9 protein-coding genes are annotated in these 16206 nt (G+C 70.7%); 4 read left to right on the top strand and 5 right to left on the bottom strand.

The window, feature by feature from the left end; all coding sequences use genetic code 11:
* Positions 1-149: 149 nt before the first annotated feature.
* Positions 150-7523, bottom strand: a complete 7374-nt coding sequence (locus QTI68_RS03490) for an autotransporter-associated beta strand repeat-containing protein (protein WP_286519690.1) — start codon at positions 7521-7523, stop codon at positions 150-152.
* Between the two features lie 392 nt (positions 7524-7915).
* Between QTI68_RS03490 and QTI68_RS03485 the strand changes: the two genes are divergently transcribed.
* Positions 7916-8395, top strand: a complete 480-nt coding sequence (locus QTI68_RS03485) for an FKBP-type peptidyl-prolyl cis-trans isomerase (protein ID WP_286519689.1) — start codon at positions 7916-7918, stop codon at positions 8393-8395.
* A 127-nt stretch (positions 8396-8522) separates the two neighbouring features.
* Complete coding sequence (locus tag QTI68_RS03480) at positions 8523-9590, top strand: pirin family protein (RefSeq protein ID WP_286519687.1); 1068 nt, start codon at positions 8523-8525, stop codon at positions 9588-9590.
* Positions 9591-9600: 10 nt separating this feature from the next.
* On the opposite strand, the gene QTI68_RS03475 is transcribed toward QTI68_RS03480, so the two are convergent.
* Together QTI68_RS03475 and QTI68_RS03470 are read right to left on the bottom strand one after the other, a co-directional pair.
* Positions 9601-10587, bottom strand: coding sequence for a Bug family tripartite tricarboxylate transporter substrate binding protein (locus QTI68_RS03475; protein ID WP_286519686.1), 987 nt, complete (start codon positions 10585-10587; stop codon positions 9601-9603).
* 14 nt (positions 10588-10601) lie between these two features.
* Entirely contained in the window at positions 10602-12029 is a 1428-nt protein-coding gene (locus tag QTI68_RS03470; protein ID WP_286519685.1) for a M20 family metallopeptidase, read from the bottom strand.
* 120 nt (positions 12030-12149) lie between these two features.
* Here QTI68_RS03470 and QTI68_RS03465 point away from each other — a divergent pair, with 120 nt between their 5' ends.
* On the top strand, positions 12150-13085 hold the full coding sequence (locus QTI68_RS03465) for a LysR family transcriptional regulator (protein WP_286519684.1): 936 nt from the start codon (positions 12150-12152) through the stop codon (positions 13083-13085).
* Between the two features lie 18 nt (positions 13086-13103).
* Here the strand turns inward: QTI68_RS03465 and QTI68_RS03460 are convergent, their stop codons facing one another.
* Positions 13104-14009 (bottom strand): LysR family transcriptional regulator, encoded by a 906-nt coding sequence (locus QTI68_RS03460; RefSeq protein ID WP_286519683.1) that lies wholly within the window; start codon positions 14007-14009, stop codon positions 13104-13106.
* Between the two features lie 70 nt (positions 14010-14079).
* Here QTI68_RS03460 and QTI68_RS03455 point away from each other — a divergent pair, with 70 nt between their 5' ends.
* Positions 14080-15087, top strand: coding sequence for a bile acid:sodium symporter family protein (locus QTI68_RS03455; RefSeq protein ID WP_286519682.1), 1008 nt, complete (start codon positions 14080-14082; stop codon positions 15085-15087).
* A 13-nt stretch (positions 15088-15100) separates the two neighbouring features.
* Here QTI68_RS03455 and QTI68_RS03450 read toward each other — a convergent pair whose 3' ends face one another.
* Complete coding sequence (locus QTI68_RS03450) at positions 15101-16111, bottom strand: aldo/keto reductase (RefSeq protein ID WP_286519681.1); 1011 nt, start codon at positions 16109-16111, stop codon at positions 15101-15103.
* Positions 16112-16206: the final 95 nt, after the last annotated feature.

Genomic DNA, 16206 nt, shown 5'->3' with positions numbered 1-16206 from the left:
CATCGCTGGCGGGACCTGGCCCCAGGCATAGGTGCCGGCCCCGGCGCGCTGTGGGACTGCGTCGAGTCCGCATCGGGAACGCGGTGTTGGACGCCAGCTACATCACGGGATCGTGCTGCCGGTGACCGGCAGCGTTGGCGCGATGTAGATCAGAACTTCCACAGCAGGGTGGCCTTGACGCCGTTGTCGGTCACGCCGCTGCCGGCCTGGCCGAGGTAGGACACGCCCAGCGTCAGGTCCTTCCGCAGCGAGAAGTCGACACCGGCCTCGACCACCGCGGCATCCTTCGCGATCGGCACGCCGGCGACCACGAAGGCCGACTGCGACGCCAGCGCCATCGACGCATACTGGCTGGTGCTGCCGATCGCGTGGCGCCAGCCCAGCATGCCGCGCAGCGTCATCTTCGCGCCGCCGAGTTCGACGTCGGTGGTGGCGCGCACGCCCAGCGTGCTGTAGCCGATGTCAGTGCTGTCGCCCGCGCCGTGCAGCGTCGCGAAGCCGCCACGCTCGGTGAAGTCGTCGGTATGCAGGTTGACATAGGCGAGGCCGGCGAAGGGCTCGACCACGGCCGCGCCGGCGTCGATGCGCCAGCCCAGTTCGCCGAACAGCTGCGCCGTCTGCGCCTTGTAGCTGGCAGTCGGCAGGTCGGTGAAATTGCCGAACACCACCGCGCGCCGGGTGTCGATGCTGCTGTCGCTGTAGCTCGCGCCGAGCCGCAGGCCCAGGGCACCCCACTGGCGGCCGCCATAGACGCCCAGGTGCCAGCTGTCGCTGCTGGCCGACGAGGCGCGGGCGTCGAGATCGGCGCTACCGCTGCTGTAGCCGCCCATCAGGCCGACGCGCCAGTCGTCGCCGACCCGCGTGTCGCCGCCGATCAGCAGGCCGCTGGTCGAACCGTCGATCTTCGAGGCGTTGCCGTCGCCGCGGATGTCGCCCCGGGCGCCGAAGGCATAGGCCCAGACGCCGTCCTTCGAGGCGGTGTCGGTGCCGGTGGCGACGCCGCCGAGCGAGCGCCGGGCATGGTCGAGGCCGGCGTCGCGCACGTAGCGGCTGTCTTCGATGGCCATCGACTTGAGCGAGGCATGCAGTTCGCCGCCGAGTTGCGCGAACGCGCTGCGGGCCGTCACGGCGTCGAGCTTGACCACCGCGTTGTAGAGCCCGCCGGAGCCCGAGGCGTCGACCGCGCCGCCGGCCTGGCTCTCGTTCGGCGTGTTGCCGACCGACTCGAACGTGGTGTCGTTGCGCTTCAGGCTCAGAACCACGTTCTGTGCGCTGTAGCTGAGCGTCGGATCGAGGAAAGCGAAGTTGGTCGTGATGCCGCCGAAGCTGCCGTTCACGCCGGCACCGGCGTTGAGGATGGTGTAGGTGGTGGTCGGATTCCAGTTGCCGTCGGCCAGCACCGCCAGCGAACCGCCCTGCAGGTGGATCGCGCCGGTGGCGCGGATCAGGTCGCTGCGGCCGTCGACCGCGGCTTCGACCTGGTAGGTCGAGCCCGCCGCCAGCGTGAGGTCGCCCGCCACGTGCAGGGTGCCGATCGAATTGCCCGGCGCCACGGTCGCGCCCGACTGGACCACGGTCGTGCCGACCGTGCCGTTGCCCTTGAGCGTGGTGCCGCTGGCCATCGTCAGCGCGCCCCCGAGCGAACCGTTGACCGCCAGCGTGCCGGTCTTGACCAGCGTGCTGCCGGTGAAGGCGCTGCTGTCGCCGGTCAGGTTGAGTGCGCCGGCGCCGCTCTTGGTGAAGCTGCCGTTGCCGGAGATCGCATTGGCGAAGGTGGCATCGGTGGCCTGCTGGATCTCGAGCGCCGCGTTGTCCACGATCGCGCCGGAGCCGAAGCTGCCGGCGCCGCCGATCAACTTGCCGGCAGAGATCAGGGTGCCGCCGGTGTAGGTGTTGGTGGCGGCGAGCGTGGTCGTGCCGCCACCCAGTTGGCTCACGCCGCCGCTGCCGCTGATCGCGCCGGTGAAGTCCACGGCGTCGCTGCGATTGAAGGCCAGCCTGCCGTTGTTGGTCACGTCGCCGGTGATCGAGCCGCTGGTGCCGCCATCGCCGAGCTGCAGCGTGCCGCCGGAGATCACGGTGCCGCCGGTGTAGGTGTTGGCGGCGGTGAGCGTGGTGCTGCCGCTGCCGAGCTGCTGCACGCCGCCGCTGCCCGAGATGGCGCCGGTGAAGGTCACGGCATCGCTGCGGTTGAAGGCCAGCGTGCCTTCGTTGGCGACGTCGCCGAGGATCGCGCCGCTGCTGCCCCCATTGCCGAGCTGCAGCGTGCCGGCCGAGATCGTCGTCGCGCCGGTGTAGGTGTTGTTGCCCGTCAGCACGGTCGTGCCGGTGCCGGTCTTGGTGACCGTGCCGCTGCCCGAGATCACGCCCGCGATCGGCGCCGCCGTGTTGGCGAAGACCAGCGCGGCGTTGTCCGTCACGTCGCCGGCCAGCGCGCCGGCCGTGGTGGTGTTGCCCACCTGCAGGGTGCCGGCCGAGATGGTCGTGCCGCCGCTGTGGGTGTCGGTGCCGGCCAGCACCAGCGTGCCGCTGCCGGCCTTGGTCAGGCCGCCGCTGCCGGCGATGGCGCCGCCCAGCGTCAGCATGGTCGCGTTGGTATCGACCGTGCCGCCGCCCGCGTTCAGCGTCACCGCGCGGTTCGACGTGAAGTCTGCCGAGGTGCTCAGCGTGCCCCCGTTGAAGATGATGCCGCCGGTGGTGTTGCCGAGGTTGCCGTCGTTCGCCACCGACAAGGTGCCAGCCGAGATCGTGGTGCCGCCGCCGTAGGTGTTGGCGCCGCCGAGCGTGGTCGTGCCGCCGCCGATCTGGCTTACGCCGCCGCTGCCGCTGATCGCGCCGGCGAAGTTCACGGCGTCGCTCCGATTGAAGGCCAGCGTGCCGTTGTTCGCCACGTCGCCGATGATCGAGCCGCTGCTGCCGCCATCGCCCAGCTGCAGCGTGCCGCCCGAGATCAGCGTGCCGCCGCTGTAGCTGTTGGCGCCGGTGAGCACGAGCGTGCCCGAGTCCGTCTTTTCGAGCTTGGCCGTGCCCGCGAGCTCGGCGCTGACCGTGGCGGTGATGGGCGTCCCGCTGCCGTCGCCGACACGGATGATCGCCTGCGTCCCGACCAGCTGGACCGGGCCGCCCTGCACCACATAGCCGCTGGTTGCGAACTGCATGCCGGTGACGGCGACTGCACCTTGCGCGTTGTCGACCGTGACCGTGCCCGGGGTCGCCTGGAACACCGCGAAACCGGGTTGCGGCGACATCGGGGCATTGAGGGTGCCGTTCTGGTTCGCCCAGTTGCCGGAGCTCGCCGTCCAGGTGCCGGTGCCGCCGTCGATGGCGCCGTTGTTGAGGTTGGCTGCGCTGCCGCCATCCCAGAAATTCAGCGTCTGACCGGTCGTGTTGACCAGGTTGACCTGCTGTGCAACGGCGGTCTGGACCGACAGCGAAGTGCCGCTCGGCGTGCTTCCGACCAGCAGGCCGTTGTCGGTCAGCGCGCCGGTGTAGTTCATCAGCCGGTAGACGCCGGGGCCAAAGCCGCCGAGGTCGGTGACATTGACCTGGCCGTCGAGCGTGAGGGCGCCGTTGACCTGGAACAGCGCGGTGCTGCTCGGCGTGCCGAGCGCCACATTGGTGTTCGAGCTGCTGCCCAGCGTCAGCGCGCCGGTGGTCAGCGTCTGACCGCTGCGGCCTTGCAGCGTGCCGCCATCGGCGACCGTCACGGTTCCGGCGATCGAGCCGCTGCCCGCCAGCGTGGCATTGTTCGCGACGCCGACGGCGCTGTTGCCGAGCGCGCCGTCGACCTGCAAGGTTCCGGCTGCGACGCTGGTGGCGCCGGTGTAGGTGTTGTTGCCCGTCAGCACGGTCGTGCCGGTGCCGGTCTTGGTGACCGTGCCGCTGCCCGAGATCACGCCCGCGATGGGTGCCGCCGTGTTGGCGAAGACCAGCGCGGCGTTGTTCGTCACGTTGCCGGCCAGCGCGCCGGCCGTGGTGGTGTTGCCCACCTGCAGGGTGCCGGCCGAGAGGGTCGTGCCGCCGCCGTGGCTGTCGGTGCCGGCCAGCACCAGCGTGCCGCTGCCGGCCTTGGTCAGGCCGCCGCTGCCGGCGATGGCGCCGCCCAGCGTCAGCGTGTTCGCGTTGGTGTTGACCGTGCCGCCGCCCGCGTTCAGCGTCACCGCGCGGATCGACGTGAAGTCTGCCGAGGTGCTCAGGGTGCCGCCGTTGAAGGCGATGCCGCCGGTGGCGTTGCCGAGGTTGCCGTCGTTCGCCACCGACAAGGCGCCGGCCGAGATCGTGGTGCCGCCGCTGTAGGTGTTGGCGCCGCTGAGCGTGGTCGTGCCGCTGCCGATCTGGCTCACGCCGCCGCTGCCGCTGATCGCGCCGGCGAAGTTCACGGCGTCGCTGCGATTGAAGGCCAGCGTGCCGTTGTTCGTCACGTCGCCGGCGAGAGCGCCGGCCGTGGTCGCGTTGCCCACCTGCAGGGTGCCGGCCGAGATGGTCGTGCCGCCGCTGTGGCTGTCGGTGCCGGCCAGCACCAGCGTGCCGTTGCCGGCCTTGGTCAGGCCGCCGCTGCCGGTGATGGCGCCGCCCAGCGTCAGCGTGGTCGCGTTGGTATCGACCGTGCCGCCGCCCGCGTTCAGCGTCACCGCGCGGTTCGACGTGAAGCCTGCCGAGGTGCTCAGGGTGCCGCCGTTGAAGGCGATGCCGCCGTTGATGTCGCCGAGGTTGCCGTCGTTCGCCACGGACAAGGTGCCGGCCGAGATCGTGGTGCCGCCGCCGTAGCTGTTGGCGCCGCTGAGCGTGGTCGTGCCGGTGCCGATCTGGCTCACGCCGCCGCTGCCCGAAATCACGTTGCTGAACGTGAAGTTGTTGCTTCGGTCGAATGCCAGCGTGCCGTTGTTCGTCACCGCGCTGGACGCGTCGATTGCGCCGCTGCTGCCGCCGTTGCCGAGCTGCAGCGTGCCGCCCGAGATCGTCGTCGCGCCGGTGTAGGTGTTGTTGCCCGTCAGCACGGTCGTGCCGCTGCCGGTCTTGGTGACCGTGCCGCTGCCAGAGATCACGCCCGCGATCGGTGCCGCCGTGTTGGCGAAGACCAGCGCGGCGTTGTCCGTCACGTCGCCGGCCAGCGCGCCGGCCGTGGTGGTGTTGCCCACCTGCAGCGTGCCGGCCGAGATCGTGGTGCCGCCGCTGTGGGTGTCGGTGCCGGCCAGCACCAGCGTCCCGCTGCCGGCCTTGGTCAGGCCGCCGCTGCCGGCGATGGCGCCGCCCAGCGTCAGCGTGTTCGCATTGGTGTTGACCGTGCCGCCGGCCGCGTTGATCGTCACTGCGCGGTTCGCCGTGAAGCTGCCCGTGGTGCTCAGCGTGCCGCCGTTGAAGGTGAGGCCGCCGGCGGTGTTGCCGAGGTTGCCGTCGTTCGCCACCGACAAGGTGCCGGCCGTGATCGTGGTGCCGCCGCTGTACATATTGGCGGCCGTCAGCACCAGCGTGCCGGTGCCCTGCTTGGTCAGGCCGCCCGCGCCGCTCACGGTGCTGCCGAGCGTCAGCGTGGTCGCGTTGGCGGTGTCGATCGTGCCGCCAACCGCATTGGTGGTCGCCGCGCGGTTCGCCGTGAAGCTGCCCGTGGTGTTCAGGGTGCCGCCGTTGAAGGTGAGGGTGCCGCTGGCGCTGCCGAGGTTGCCGTCGTTGCCGACCGACAGGACGCCGGCCAACATCGTGGTGCCGCCGCCGTACGTGTTGGCGCCGGTCAGCACCAGCGTGCCGGTGCCCTGCTTGGTCAGGCCGCCCGTACCACTCACGATACTGCCCAGCGTCAGCGTCGTCGCATTGCTGGTGTCGATCATGCCGCCGGCCGCGTTGATCGTCACCGCGCGGTTCTCCGTGAAGCTGCCCGTGGTATTCAGCGTGCCGCCGTTGAATGTGAGGGCGCCGCTGACGCTGCCGAGGTTGCCGTCGTTGGCGACCGACAGGACGCCGCCCGACATCGTGGTACCGCCGCTGTATGTGTTGGCGCCGGCCAGCGTCACGGTGCCGGCGCCGCTCTTGGTGAGACCGCCGGCGCCGGAGACCACGCCGCCCAGCGTCAATGCGGTGCCGCCGTCCGCATTGAAGGTTCCACCTCCCGCGCCCAGGGCGATCTCCCGGTTCGACGCCATGGTGGCAGTGGTCTGAAGCGTACCGGCGGCCAGTGTCAGCCCCCCGGCAGCGGCGCCCAGGCTCGCGTCCGAAGCGATCGCCAGCGTCCCCCCCAGGATCGACCAGGGGGTCAGCGCCGTGCTCGCGCCGGTCAGCGTCCAGGTGCTGGTGCCCGTCTTCTGGAAGGTCGCGAAGTTGCGGTACTGGGCCGTGTTACCGATCAGGCCGGCGTCCAGGCTGCTGTTCGTGGTGCCGCCCAGGACCAGGCCGTCGTTGCCGCCTGCGGTTGCCACGACGTTGCCCGTGATCGTGGAGCCGGCCAGGAGCGTCAGCGTGTTGGCGTTGTTGCCGTTCCCGTTGCCGTTTCCGTTCCCGTTGCCGTTGCCGTTGCCGTTGCCGCTCCCTGAAGAAAACTGGATCGCATCGGCGCGAACCCCGGCGCCGACGCCCGAGCCCGTCCCCGCCAGGCCGCCCGTGATCGTCCCGCTATTGATGATCGACACGCCGCCGGCCGCCTTGATCGCGACGCCTCCCGCCCCGGCTTGGCCAAGGGTTCCGCCTTGGCTCGACACGCCGCCGGCGCCACCGGCGCCGCCGAGGATGACCCCGCCGTTGGCGAGCGTTCGGGTTCCCGTGATCTGGATGGCCGTGCCGCCGTCGCCGCCCGAGCCTCCGGAACCCTGCGTGGCCGCACCGCCCGCACCACCGGCTCCGCCCCGGACCGTCCCCGTCGCATTGACCGTCACTTGGCCGCCGTCGGTCGCCAGCAGCCCCACGCCGCCCTGGCCGCCGCCGCCGCCGCCGCCCCAGCCCCAGTCGGTGGCGCCGCCGCCGGAGGCGATCGCACCTGCAGCGCCGCCCGCGCCGCCCGCACCACCGGTCAGTGCACTGTCGACGGTCACCGTGCCGTTGTTCGCGGAAAACACCAGTGCCGCCGCACCGCCGCCGCCACCGCCGCCACCGCCGTCGATGTAGCCACCCACCGCGGTCACCGCCGCGCCACCCGGGTTGCCGCTGGCGCCAGTGGTCGGCGTGTTGACCACAGCCACGGCGTTGCCGCCCGTGTAGCGCGAACCCGCGGCGACCACCCCGCCGGCGCCGCCCGTGGCCACGGGCGTGTTGCCGCCGCCATTGCCGCCCGCAGCCCCATTGCCCACGGTGGCGCCAGCGGTGACCATCGCACCACCGCCGCCGCCGCCGCCGATCGTGTAGGTCACGCCGTTGCCTGCCAGCGAGGTTCCTGTGGTGCCCTTGCTGCCCACCGGTTGCGCCAGCGACCCGCCGGCACCGCCGACGATGGCGCTGTAGCCTGCCCCGCCGGCCCCGCCGTCCGCCCAGACGCTGCCCGGCGCCATCGATGCGATCGCCAGCGCGCAAATCGAAGCGAGCGCTGACATACGCGGCATAGGCGACTCCACGGTCGACACGGCATCGCGTCCTCCGTGCGATCCAGTGGCAACCTCGGACACGGCCTGGCACACGCCCTTGCTGCGGTTGAAGACGACGCGGTGGACACAATTCATTGGAAGTCTCGAGAAATGTTAACTAAAGATACATATTGTTAGAGATTTAGTGCTGCCTTGTAACTACTTTGGGCTACGCGAGAGTCCGATTAGTGAGAAATAAGTTTGCAATCCGCCCATTGCGCAGGACGCGCCGTGGCGGGCGAAAGACGGTCGTCGATGGGTCAGGCAGGCGGACGGGTATCCACCGCAGGGGACGCGTCCGCGCGCTTCGCGCCCGTAGACTTGCGACCCCGGACCGGCCTTGCCGGGACCCAACTCAAATGCAAGACACCATGAAAGTCACCGCCAACACCGCCGTCACCCTCCGCTACAAGGTGAGCGATGCCGTCACCCACAAGCTCATTGACGAGGGCCGCGACCCGATGGTCTATTTGCATGGCGGCTACGAGAACACCTTCCCCAAGATCGAGGCGGCGCTCGACGGCCAGGAGGTCGGCTTCCAGACCACGCTGAACCTGCAGCCCGAGGACGCCTTCGGCGCCCGCGACGAGTCGCTGATGCGCACCATTCCCAAGAGCGAGTTCCCGCCCGGCGTCAAGGTCGGCGGCCAGCTGGAAGGGCGCAATGACCGGGGCGAGCCGCAACACTTCACCGTCATGAAGATCAAGGGCCCCCAGGTGATCCTCGACGGCAACCACCCGCTCGCCGGCAAGGCGCTGAAGTTCAGCGTGACCGTGACCGGGGTGCGCGCCGCGACCGAGGAAGAGATCGCCCACCGCCACGTCCACGGCGAACACGGACATCATCACTGAGCACGGCCGCCGGGGCGGCGTTCCACCCGCCGTGCCACTGCGTTCCATGGCCGGGGCTTTTCACGGCCCGGCCCTGGCCCCATCTGCCGTGGACACGCCCCATCGCCAGCCCCACGAAAGCACCACCATGACCACCGCCGCCAACCCCATCGTCCAGATCAAGGCCCTCGGCTTCCCCTGGGCGACGATCGACCCGTTCCTGTTCTGCGCCTATCACGACGACGCCTACCCGCGGGCCAACCCGCAGATGGGCCCGGACGCGCCGCTGGCCGGCCGCGACCTGGGCCAGGACTTCAGCCGCAAGGATGGCTGGAGCATGTACCACGGCCATCCCGTGCCCGGCTTCCCGGGGCACCCGCACCGCGGCTTCGAGACCGTGACCATCGTGCGCAAGGGCCTGGTCGATCATTCGGATTCACTGGGCGCGACCGCGCGCTTCGGCGGCGGCGATGTCCAGTGGCTGACGGCCGGCAAGGGCATCGTGCATTCGGAGATGTTCCCGCTGCTGAAGGCCGACGCCGCCAACCCGCTCGAGCTGTTCCAGATCTGGTTGAACCTGCCGGCGCGCAGCAAGATGGCCGAGCCGCACTTCACGATGTTCTGGGCCGAAGACATTCCGAGCTTCACCGCCACCGACGCCGCAGGCCGCAAGACCGAGGTCGCGAGCATCGCGGGCCGGATCGCGCCGATCGACGGCGAGCCGGGCGCCGGCGGCCCGCTGGCGCCGCCGCCGGATTCCTGGGCCGCCCGACCCGATGCCGACGTGGCGATCTGGACCCTCCGCATGGAGCCCCAAGCGCGCTGGACGCTGCCGGCGGCCGCGGGCGAAGGCACGCGGCGCAGCCTGTATTTCTTCAAGGGCCGTTCGGTGACGGTCGCCGGCCAGGCGGTCGACGGCAGCGCCGCCATCGAGTTGCGCGCCGACGCCGCGGTCGAGCTGGTCAACGGCGACGAGGTCGGCGAATTCCTGCTGCTGCAGGGCCGCCCGATCGGTGAGCCGGTGGCGCAGTACGGCCCCTTCGTGATGAACACGCAGGCCGAGATCGCGCAGACCATGGCCGACTACCGCCGCACCCAGTTCGGCGGCTGGCCGTGGCCGGACCAGGCGCCGGTGCACGGGCGCGATCCGGCCCGATTCGCGCGCCACCCGGGTGGGCGCGAGGAAAAGCCGCAGGATCACGCCGCGGCCCGTTGAGGCAGCCGCCTTATTCCGGCGCGATCCCGGCGCGGTGCGCCAGCGCCCGGTAGCGCGAGATCTCGTTTTCCATCTGGCTGCGGAAGGCCGCCGCGCCGATCACCACCGGCTCCATGCCCTGCGCGCGCAACTGGGCCTGCACGGCGGGATCGGCCATCGTCGCGCTGACATCGCGCACCAGCTTGTCGATCACGGGCTGCGGTGTGCGGGCCGGCGCGGCAAAACCGTACCAGGCGTCGAAGGTGGCTTCGGGCAGCTTCAGCTCGGCCAGGGTCGGCACCTCCGGCAGCAGGCTCGAGCGCGTGGCGCCCACGATGCCGAGCGCCCGCAGCTTGCCGGAGCGCACATGCGGCGCGACCGACGCCACGGTGTCGATGCCCATTTCGATCTCGCCGCCAATGAGCGCGATGGCGCCCTGGCTGCTGCCCTTGTACGGCACGTCCTGCAGTTGCACACCGGCCGCCAGCGCGAGCAGCTCGCCGGCCAGGTGCGGGCCCGAACCGCTGCCGAAGGTCGCATAGCGGATGCCCTTGGGACTGGCCTTGGCTGCGGCGACCAACTCGGCCACGGAGTGCCACGGCGCGCTGCCGTTGACCACCAGCACCAGCGGCGTGCGCGCCACGATCGCGATCGGTGCCAGGTCGCGCACCGGGTCGTAGGGCAGCTTCGCGCGCAGTGCCGGGTTGACGCTGTAGCTGGTCGAGCCCGACAGCAGCAGCGTGTAGCCGTCGGGCACCGCCTTGGCCACCGCATCGGTGCCGATGATGGTCGAGGCGCCGGGCTTGTTGTCGATCACCACCGGCTGCTTGAGCCGCTCCGCGAGCTTCTGGCCCATGGCCCGCGCCACCAGGTCGGTGCCGCCGCCGGGCGGGAAGGGAACCACCAGTTTCACGGGCTTGGCCGGCCAGGCATCCTGAGACCAGCCGGGCAGGGCGAGGGTGGCGGCGGCGGCGAAGGCGAGCGCGGACAGGCCGCGGCGGGAGAGGGTGGAGGTCATTGGTGATCGAAGGGTCAAAGTGAAGGAAGGGAAGTCGAAGACAGCGCGCCGGCCTGCCAGGGTGCCTGGCCCTCCGCGCCGAGGTCCCAGTACAGGCCGGCCATGAGCTGAAGTCCCTCGCGAACCAGCGGCGCCAGCAGGTGCTCGTTGGGCGCGTGCTGCGCGCAGGCCGGGTACGAATGCGGCACCCACAAGGTCGGCAGGCCCAGCTGGCCGGCGAACACATCGTTCGGCAGCGAGCCCGCGAGGTTCGGCAGCAGGTCGGCGCGCTGGCCGCAGCTGTGGGCGATCGAGCGCTGGGCCCAGTCGACCCACGGGTTCTCGACATCGAGCCGGGTCGCGGCGCCGGCCAGCGTGACCTCGACCTCGACCTGCTCGAAGCCGCGCGCATCCAGGTGCGCCCGCACGATCTGCGCGAGCGCCTGCCAGGGCGTGCCGACCACGAAGCGCAACTGGCAGTGCGCCACCGCCTGGCCAGGGATCGCGTTGACCGGCCGCTCGGCCGAGCCGGCGCCGAACGCCAGGACCTCGATCGTGTTCCAGGCCATCAGGCGCTCGGCCGGACTCAGCCCCGGCTCGCCCCAGCCGGCATCGAGGGCCGGGTCCTCGGCGCCGCCGCCGATGGCGATGTCGGCCAGCGCCGCGCGCACCGGGGCCGGGATCGGCGGCGGCCGCAGCGCCTCGACCAGGATGCGGCCGCGCGCGTCGGCGAGCGAGGCCACGGCATGGCTCAGCACGGTCGCCGGATTGGCGAGCACGCCGCCCCAGTTGCCCGAGTGGTAGCCGCGCGGCCGGGCGCGCAGACGCAGGCTGAAGTTGACCGCGCCGCGCGAGCCGAGGAACAGCGTCGGCCGGGTCGCGCTCACGCGCGGACCATCGCAGGCGATCAGCAGGTCGGCGCGCAGTTTCTCGCGCTGCTGCTCGCAGACCGCCTGCAGGCCGGGCGAGGCGGCTTCCTCGCCCATCTCGATCAGCCAGGTCACGTTGTAGCCCAGCCGCCCGCCGCGGGCCCGCAGCACGGCGGCGAGCCCGCCGAGATTGACCGTGTGCTGGCCCTTGTTGTCGGCCGTGCCGCGGCCATACCAGCGCTCGCCGCGAACGGTCAGCGACCAGGGTGACAGCCCCTCGGCCCAGTGCGCGTCCTGTCCGCTCACGACGTCGCCGTGGCCGTAGCTCAGCACCGTGGGCAGTTCGGCGCCCTCGATCCGGCGGGCGATCAGGAACGGACCGCCGCCGGCCACCGGATTGGCGATCAACTCGCAACCGAAGCCGAGCGCTTCGAGCGGCGGCACCAGTTCACTGCGCAGGTAGGCCTCGAGCGCCGGCGTGGCGGTTCCGGTGTCGCTCTCGGTGCGAAAGGCGATGCGCCGCTGCAGATCGGCGAAGAATCCGCCGTCGTCGAAGTAGGCGGCCGCGGAGGCGAGGGCGTCGGTGCGTGTCATGGTGCTTGCGTTTCGTGGGAATGCTGCAAGTACAAGGCCTGAAAGGCTTTGCTTCCATCATCGTTTTGGCACACTCCCATTGCCTTTGAGGCAATACGTACGCGACTCGCGGGCTTTCCCATGACACCCACACTCCTCAGCATCCCGATGCGCCACTTCCTCGAAGTGGCCCGCAGCGGCTCGGTCAACCAGGCCGCGGCGCGGCTGTTCGTCGCCGCGTCCGCGGTCAGCCGCCAGATCGCCAAGCTCGAGGACAGCCTGGGCACCGCGCTGTTCGAGCGCAGCGCCCGCGGCATGACGCTCACTGCCGCGGGCCTGCGGCTGTCGGCGCACCTGCGCAACGCCGTGCTCGACGCCGAGCAGGTGATCGAGCAGGTGCGCGATCTGGGCGGTCAGCAGGCCGGCCGCGTTCGCATCGCCTGCACCGAGGGTTTCGCGTCCCACTTCATGCCGGCCGTGGTGGGCGAATTCCGGGATGCCAACCCAGGCAGCCAGATCGAGCTTCACGTCGGCTCGCCCGATGAAGTGAGCCTGCTGCTGGCGCGCGGCGAGACCGACATCGTGCTCAAGTACGTCGTCGCGCCCGAGCCCGGCCTGAAGATCGAGCATGCCGCACCGGCGCCGGTGCACGCGGTGCTGCGGCCCGACCATCCGCTGGCGCGGCAGCGCATGCTGCAAGTAGCCGAGGTGGTGCGCTATCCGCTGATCGTGGGCAGCAAGGGCGTGACCACGCGCCAGCTCTTCGACCAGGCCTGCAGCGTCCTGGGCGTGCAATACCGGCCGGTGTTCGTCAGCAATTTCTCGTCGGCACAACTGCCGCTGCTGCGCACGCCCGACGTGCTGCTGTCGGGCCACCTGACCGTGATGCACCTGATCAACGAGGGCCTGGTCGTGGCGCGTCCCTTCGCCGATGCGCCGATGCAGCAGCGCCGGCTGCAACTGCTCTCGCTCGAAGGCCGCACCCTGACGGCGCCGGTGCAGGCCTTCGTGCAGCACCTGATGAAGGCGATCACCCAGGCCAGCCGGCGCAAGCTGGGACGGGCCAGCAAGACCTGAAGACCTGCGGCGGAGGGGTCAAGCGCCTCGGCTGCGCATGTCGTCGGCCACCTCCCGGATCAGCCCCCACACCCGTTGCGCCAGCGGCGACGGCGCCCTATTGCGCCGATGCACCAGCATGATCGAGCGCTGCACCCGCGGCAGCAGCGGCCGCATGACCAGCACCGCGAGCCCGGTCGGCGGGGCAGCCAGCGCCGGCATCACGCTGATGCCGATGCCCTGCTCGACCATGCGGAAGGCGGTGGTCGGATGCCCGACCTGCTGGCGGATTTCGCAGCGCACGCCATGCCGGGCCAGCGCCTCGTCGATCAGGCGCCGGCTGCCCGAGGCATGGTCGAGCAGCACCAGCGCCTCGCCGTCGAGCGCCGACCAGCGCAGCGTGCGCTGCGCCGCCAGCCGGTGGCCCGGCGGCAGCACCAGGCAGAACGGATCGTCGAGGATCGGCTCGCCATGCAGGTCGTCGGTGTCGGGCGGCTCGACCACCACGCCGAAATCGACCTCGCCGGCGCGCACGCTGTCCAGCACGTCCTGCTGGATGCGGTCGAGCAGCACGAACTCGATCTCGGGCTCGCGCCGCGCGCATTCGGCGATGCAGGCCGGCATCAGGTTGGCCGACAGGGTCGGGCTGCTGGCCACGCGAACCTTGCCGCGCCGCGCGCCGGCCATGCCGTGGACTTCGGCCAGTGCCTGGTCGAGTTCGTCGAGCACGCGCGCCAGGCGCAGCGCGAGCGACTGGCCGGCCTCGGTGAGCACCACCTCGCGCGTCGTGCGGTCGAGCAGCTTCAGGCCGAGCTGCGACTCGAGTTCATGGATCGAGCGGCTGACCGCGGGCTGCGACAGCCCGACCTGGTCGCCGGCGCGGCTGAAGTTGCGGCCGTCGGCGATGGCACGGAAGACTCGCAGCTGACGCAGGCTCACATTCATGCAGTCAAATCATATATCTATCCGATAAATCCATTTCTCTTTTGAATGCAGGCGCGGTCCAATCGGGGCCATGGCACGTTCACGCTACCTCCCCGACAACTTCACGCTGGCCCTGGTCGCCACCGTCACGCTGGCCAGCCTGTGGCCGGCGAGCGGCGCCACGGCGCATTTCTTCGAGCGCCTGACCACGGTCGCGATCGGCCTGCTGTTCTTCCTGCACGGCGCCAAGCTGTCGCGCGAGGCCGTGATGGGCGGCATCACGCACTGGCGGCTGCACCTGCTGGTGTTCGGCGCCACTTTCGTCATGTTCCCGCTGCTCGGGCTGGCGCTCAAGCCGGTGCTGACGCCGCTGGTCACGCCCGAGCTGTACACCGGCGTGCTCTTCTTGTGCGTGCTGCCGGCCACCGTCCAGTCGGCGATCGCCTTCACCTCGATGGCGCGCGGCAACATGCCGGCCGCAATCTGCAGCGCCTCGGCCTCGACGATGCTCGGCGTCTTCATCACGCCGCTGCTGGTCAACCTGATCGTGGTGCCGAACGGCGCTGCCAGCGCTTCGTTCGATGCCATCGGCCGCATCCTGCTGCAGCTGATGGTGCCCTTCGTCGCCGGCCATCTGCTGCGGCCCTGGATCGGCGGCTGGATCAAGCGCCGCGCCTCGGTGCTGACGCTGGTCGACCGCGGCTCGATCCTGCTGGTGGTCTACACCGCCTTCAGCGCGGCCGTGATCGAGGGGCTGTGGAAGCAGGTGCCGATGTCGGCGCTGGCCGGCCTGCTGGTGGTCTGCGCGGTGCTGCTGGCGCTGGCGCTGTTCGTCACGACCTGGGCCAGCCGCGCGCTGGGCTTCGACAAGGCCGACGAGATCACGATCGTGTTCTGCGGCTCCAAGAAGAGCCTGGCCAGCGGCATCCCGATGGCCAAGGTGCTGTTCGCCTCGCACGCGGTCGGCGCGATCGTGCTGCCGCTGATGCTGTTCCACCAGATGCAGCTGATGGTCTGCGCGGTGCTCGCCCAGCGCTATGCGCGACGCAAGGCCGACGCGGCCGTGGCCGAGATCGAGAAGGTCAAGCCCGCCGCTTGACGCTTCGCTTCGCTCAGCGCGGGGCGTCGCCCTTGCGGTACTCGGCGGTGAGCTCGTCCAGCCGTTGCTTGAGCCCGGCGTCGAGCTTGTAGTCGGCCGCGGCCAGCGTCGCATCGAGCTGATCGGGCCGGCTGGCACCGAGCAGCGGCGCGGTGACCAGCGGATTGGCCATCACCCAGGCCACCGCCAAGGTCGAGAGCGGCACGCCCGCTTCATCGGCCAGCCGGTGCAGCTCGGCGACGGTGCCGAAGCTGCGCTCGTTCCAGTAGCGGTCCTGGTACATGCCGCCGGCCGTACCGAGCGTGAAGCGCGTGTTCGCCTCCGGCTTGGCCTCGGACTTGTACTTGCCGGTCAGGAGGCCGCCCGCAAGCGGGTTGTACGGGATCACGCCCAGGCCTTCCTCGCCGGCCAGCGGCAGCAGCTCGCGCTCGATCTCGCGGAACAGGAGGCTGTAGCGCGGCTGCACGCACACCAGCTGGGTGAGCCGGCGCAGCTCGGCCCGGCCGATCGCGCGGGCCAGTCGGTAGGCCAGGAAATTCGAGACGCCGATGTAGCGCGCGCGGCCCGAGCGGACGATCACGTCGAGTGCCTCCAGGCTTTCGTCGAGCGGCGTCTCGCGGTCGTCGTGGTGCAGCTGGTAGAGATCGACATGGTCGGTCTGCAGGCGCTTCAGCGAGGCATCGATGGCGTCGAGCAGATGCTTGCGCGAATTGCCCTGGTCCCAGCTGTGGGGGCCGACCTTGTTCGCCGCCTTGGTCGCGATGATGAAATCATGACGCCGGCTCGCGCCCTTGGCGCGCAGCCAGCGGCCGATGATCTCCTCGGTGCGGCCCGCGGTGTCGACGGTGCCGCCGAGCGGATAGACATCCGCGGTGTCGAGGAAGTTGATGCCGCCCTCGGCGGCGCGGTCGAGGATCTGGTGCGACACCGCCTCGTCGGTCTGCAGGCCGAAGGTCATGGTGCCGAGCGCGAGGCGCGACACGGTGAGGCCGGTGCGGCCGAGGCGGGTGGTGGGGATGCTCATCGAAAGACTCCGGATTCGGGGCGGACGGCCATGATAGTGAACCGCCGCCAGACGCGCTTGCGGCCGAGGGCGTGTTCACCCTATTTCCAGGGTCG

It is taken from the genome of Variovorax sp. J31P207, from assembly GCF_030316965.1.
GTDB lineage: Bacteria > Pseudomonadota > Gammaproteobacteria > Burkholderiales > Burkholderiaceae_C > Variovorax > Variovorax ginsengisoli_B.
Note: the sequence above shows the minus strand (reverse complement) of the source record. Positions and strands in the feature narration are given on the sequence as shown.

Bases quoted from the DNA above. Each gene is read 5' to 3' on its own strand.
- QTI68_RS03490 (WP_286519690.1), bottom strand. From the start codon at position 7,523: ATGCCGCGTATGTCAGCGCTCGCTTCGATTTGCGCGCTGGCGATCGCA.
- QTI68_RS03485 (WP_286519689.1), top strand. From the start codon at position 7,916: ATGAAAGTCACCGCCAACACCGCCGTCACCCTCCGCTACAAGGTGAGC.
- QTI68_RS03480 (WP_286519687.1), top strand. From the start codon at position 8,523: ATGACCACCGCCGCCAACCCCATCGTCCAGATCAAGGCCCTCGGCTTC.
- QTI68_RS03475 (WP_286519686.1), bottom strand. From the start codon at position 10,587: ATGACCTCCACCCTCTCCCGCCGCGGCCTGTCCGCGCTCGCCTTCGCC.
- QTI68_RS03470 (WP_286519685.1), bottom strand. From the start codon at position 12,029: ATGACACGCACCGACGCCCTCGCCTCCGCGGCCGCCTACTTCGACGAC.
- QTI68_RS03465 (WP_286519684.1), top strand. From the start codon at position 12,150: ATGACACCCACACTCCTCAGCATCCCGATGCGCCACTTCCTCGAAGTG.
- QTI68_RS03460 (WP_286519683.1), bottom strand. From the start codon at position 14,009: ATGAATGTGAGCCTGCGTCAGCTGCGAGTCTTCCGTGCCATCGCCGAC.
- QTI68_RS03455 (WP_286519682.1), top strand. From the start codon at position 14,080: ATGGCACGTTCACGCTACCTCCCCGACAACTTCACGCTGGCCCTGGTC.
- QTI68_RS03450 (WP_286519681.1), bottom strand. From the start codon at position 16,111: ATGAGCATCCCCACCACCCGCCTCGGCCGCACCGGCCTCACCGTGTCG.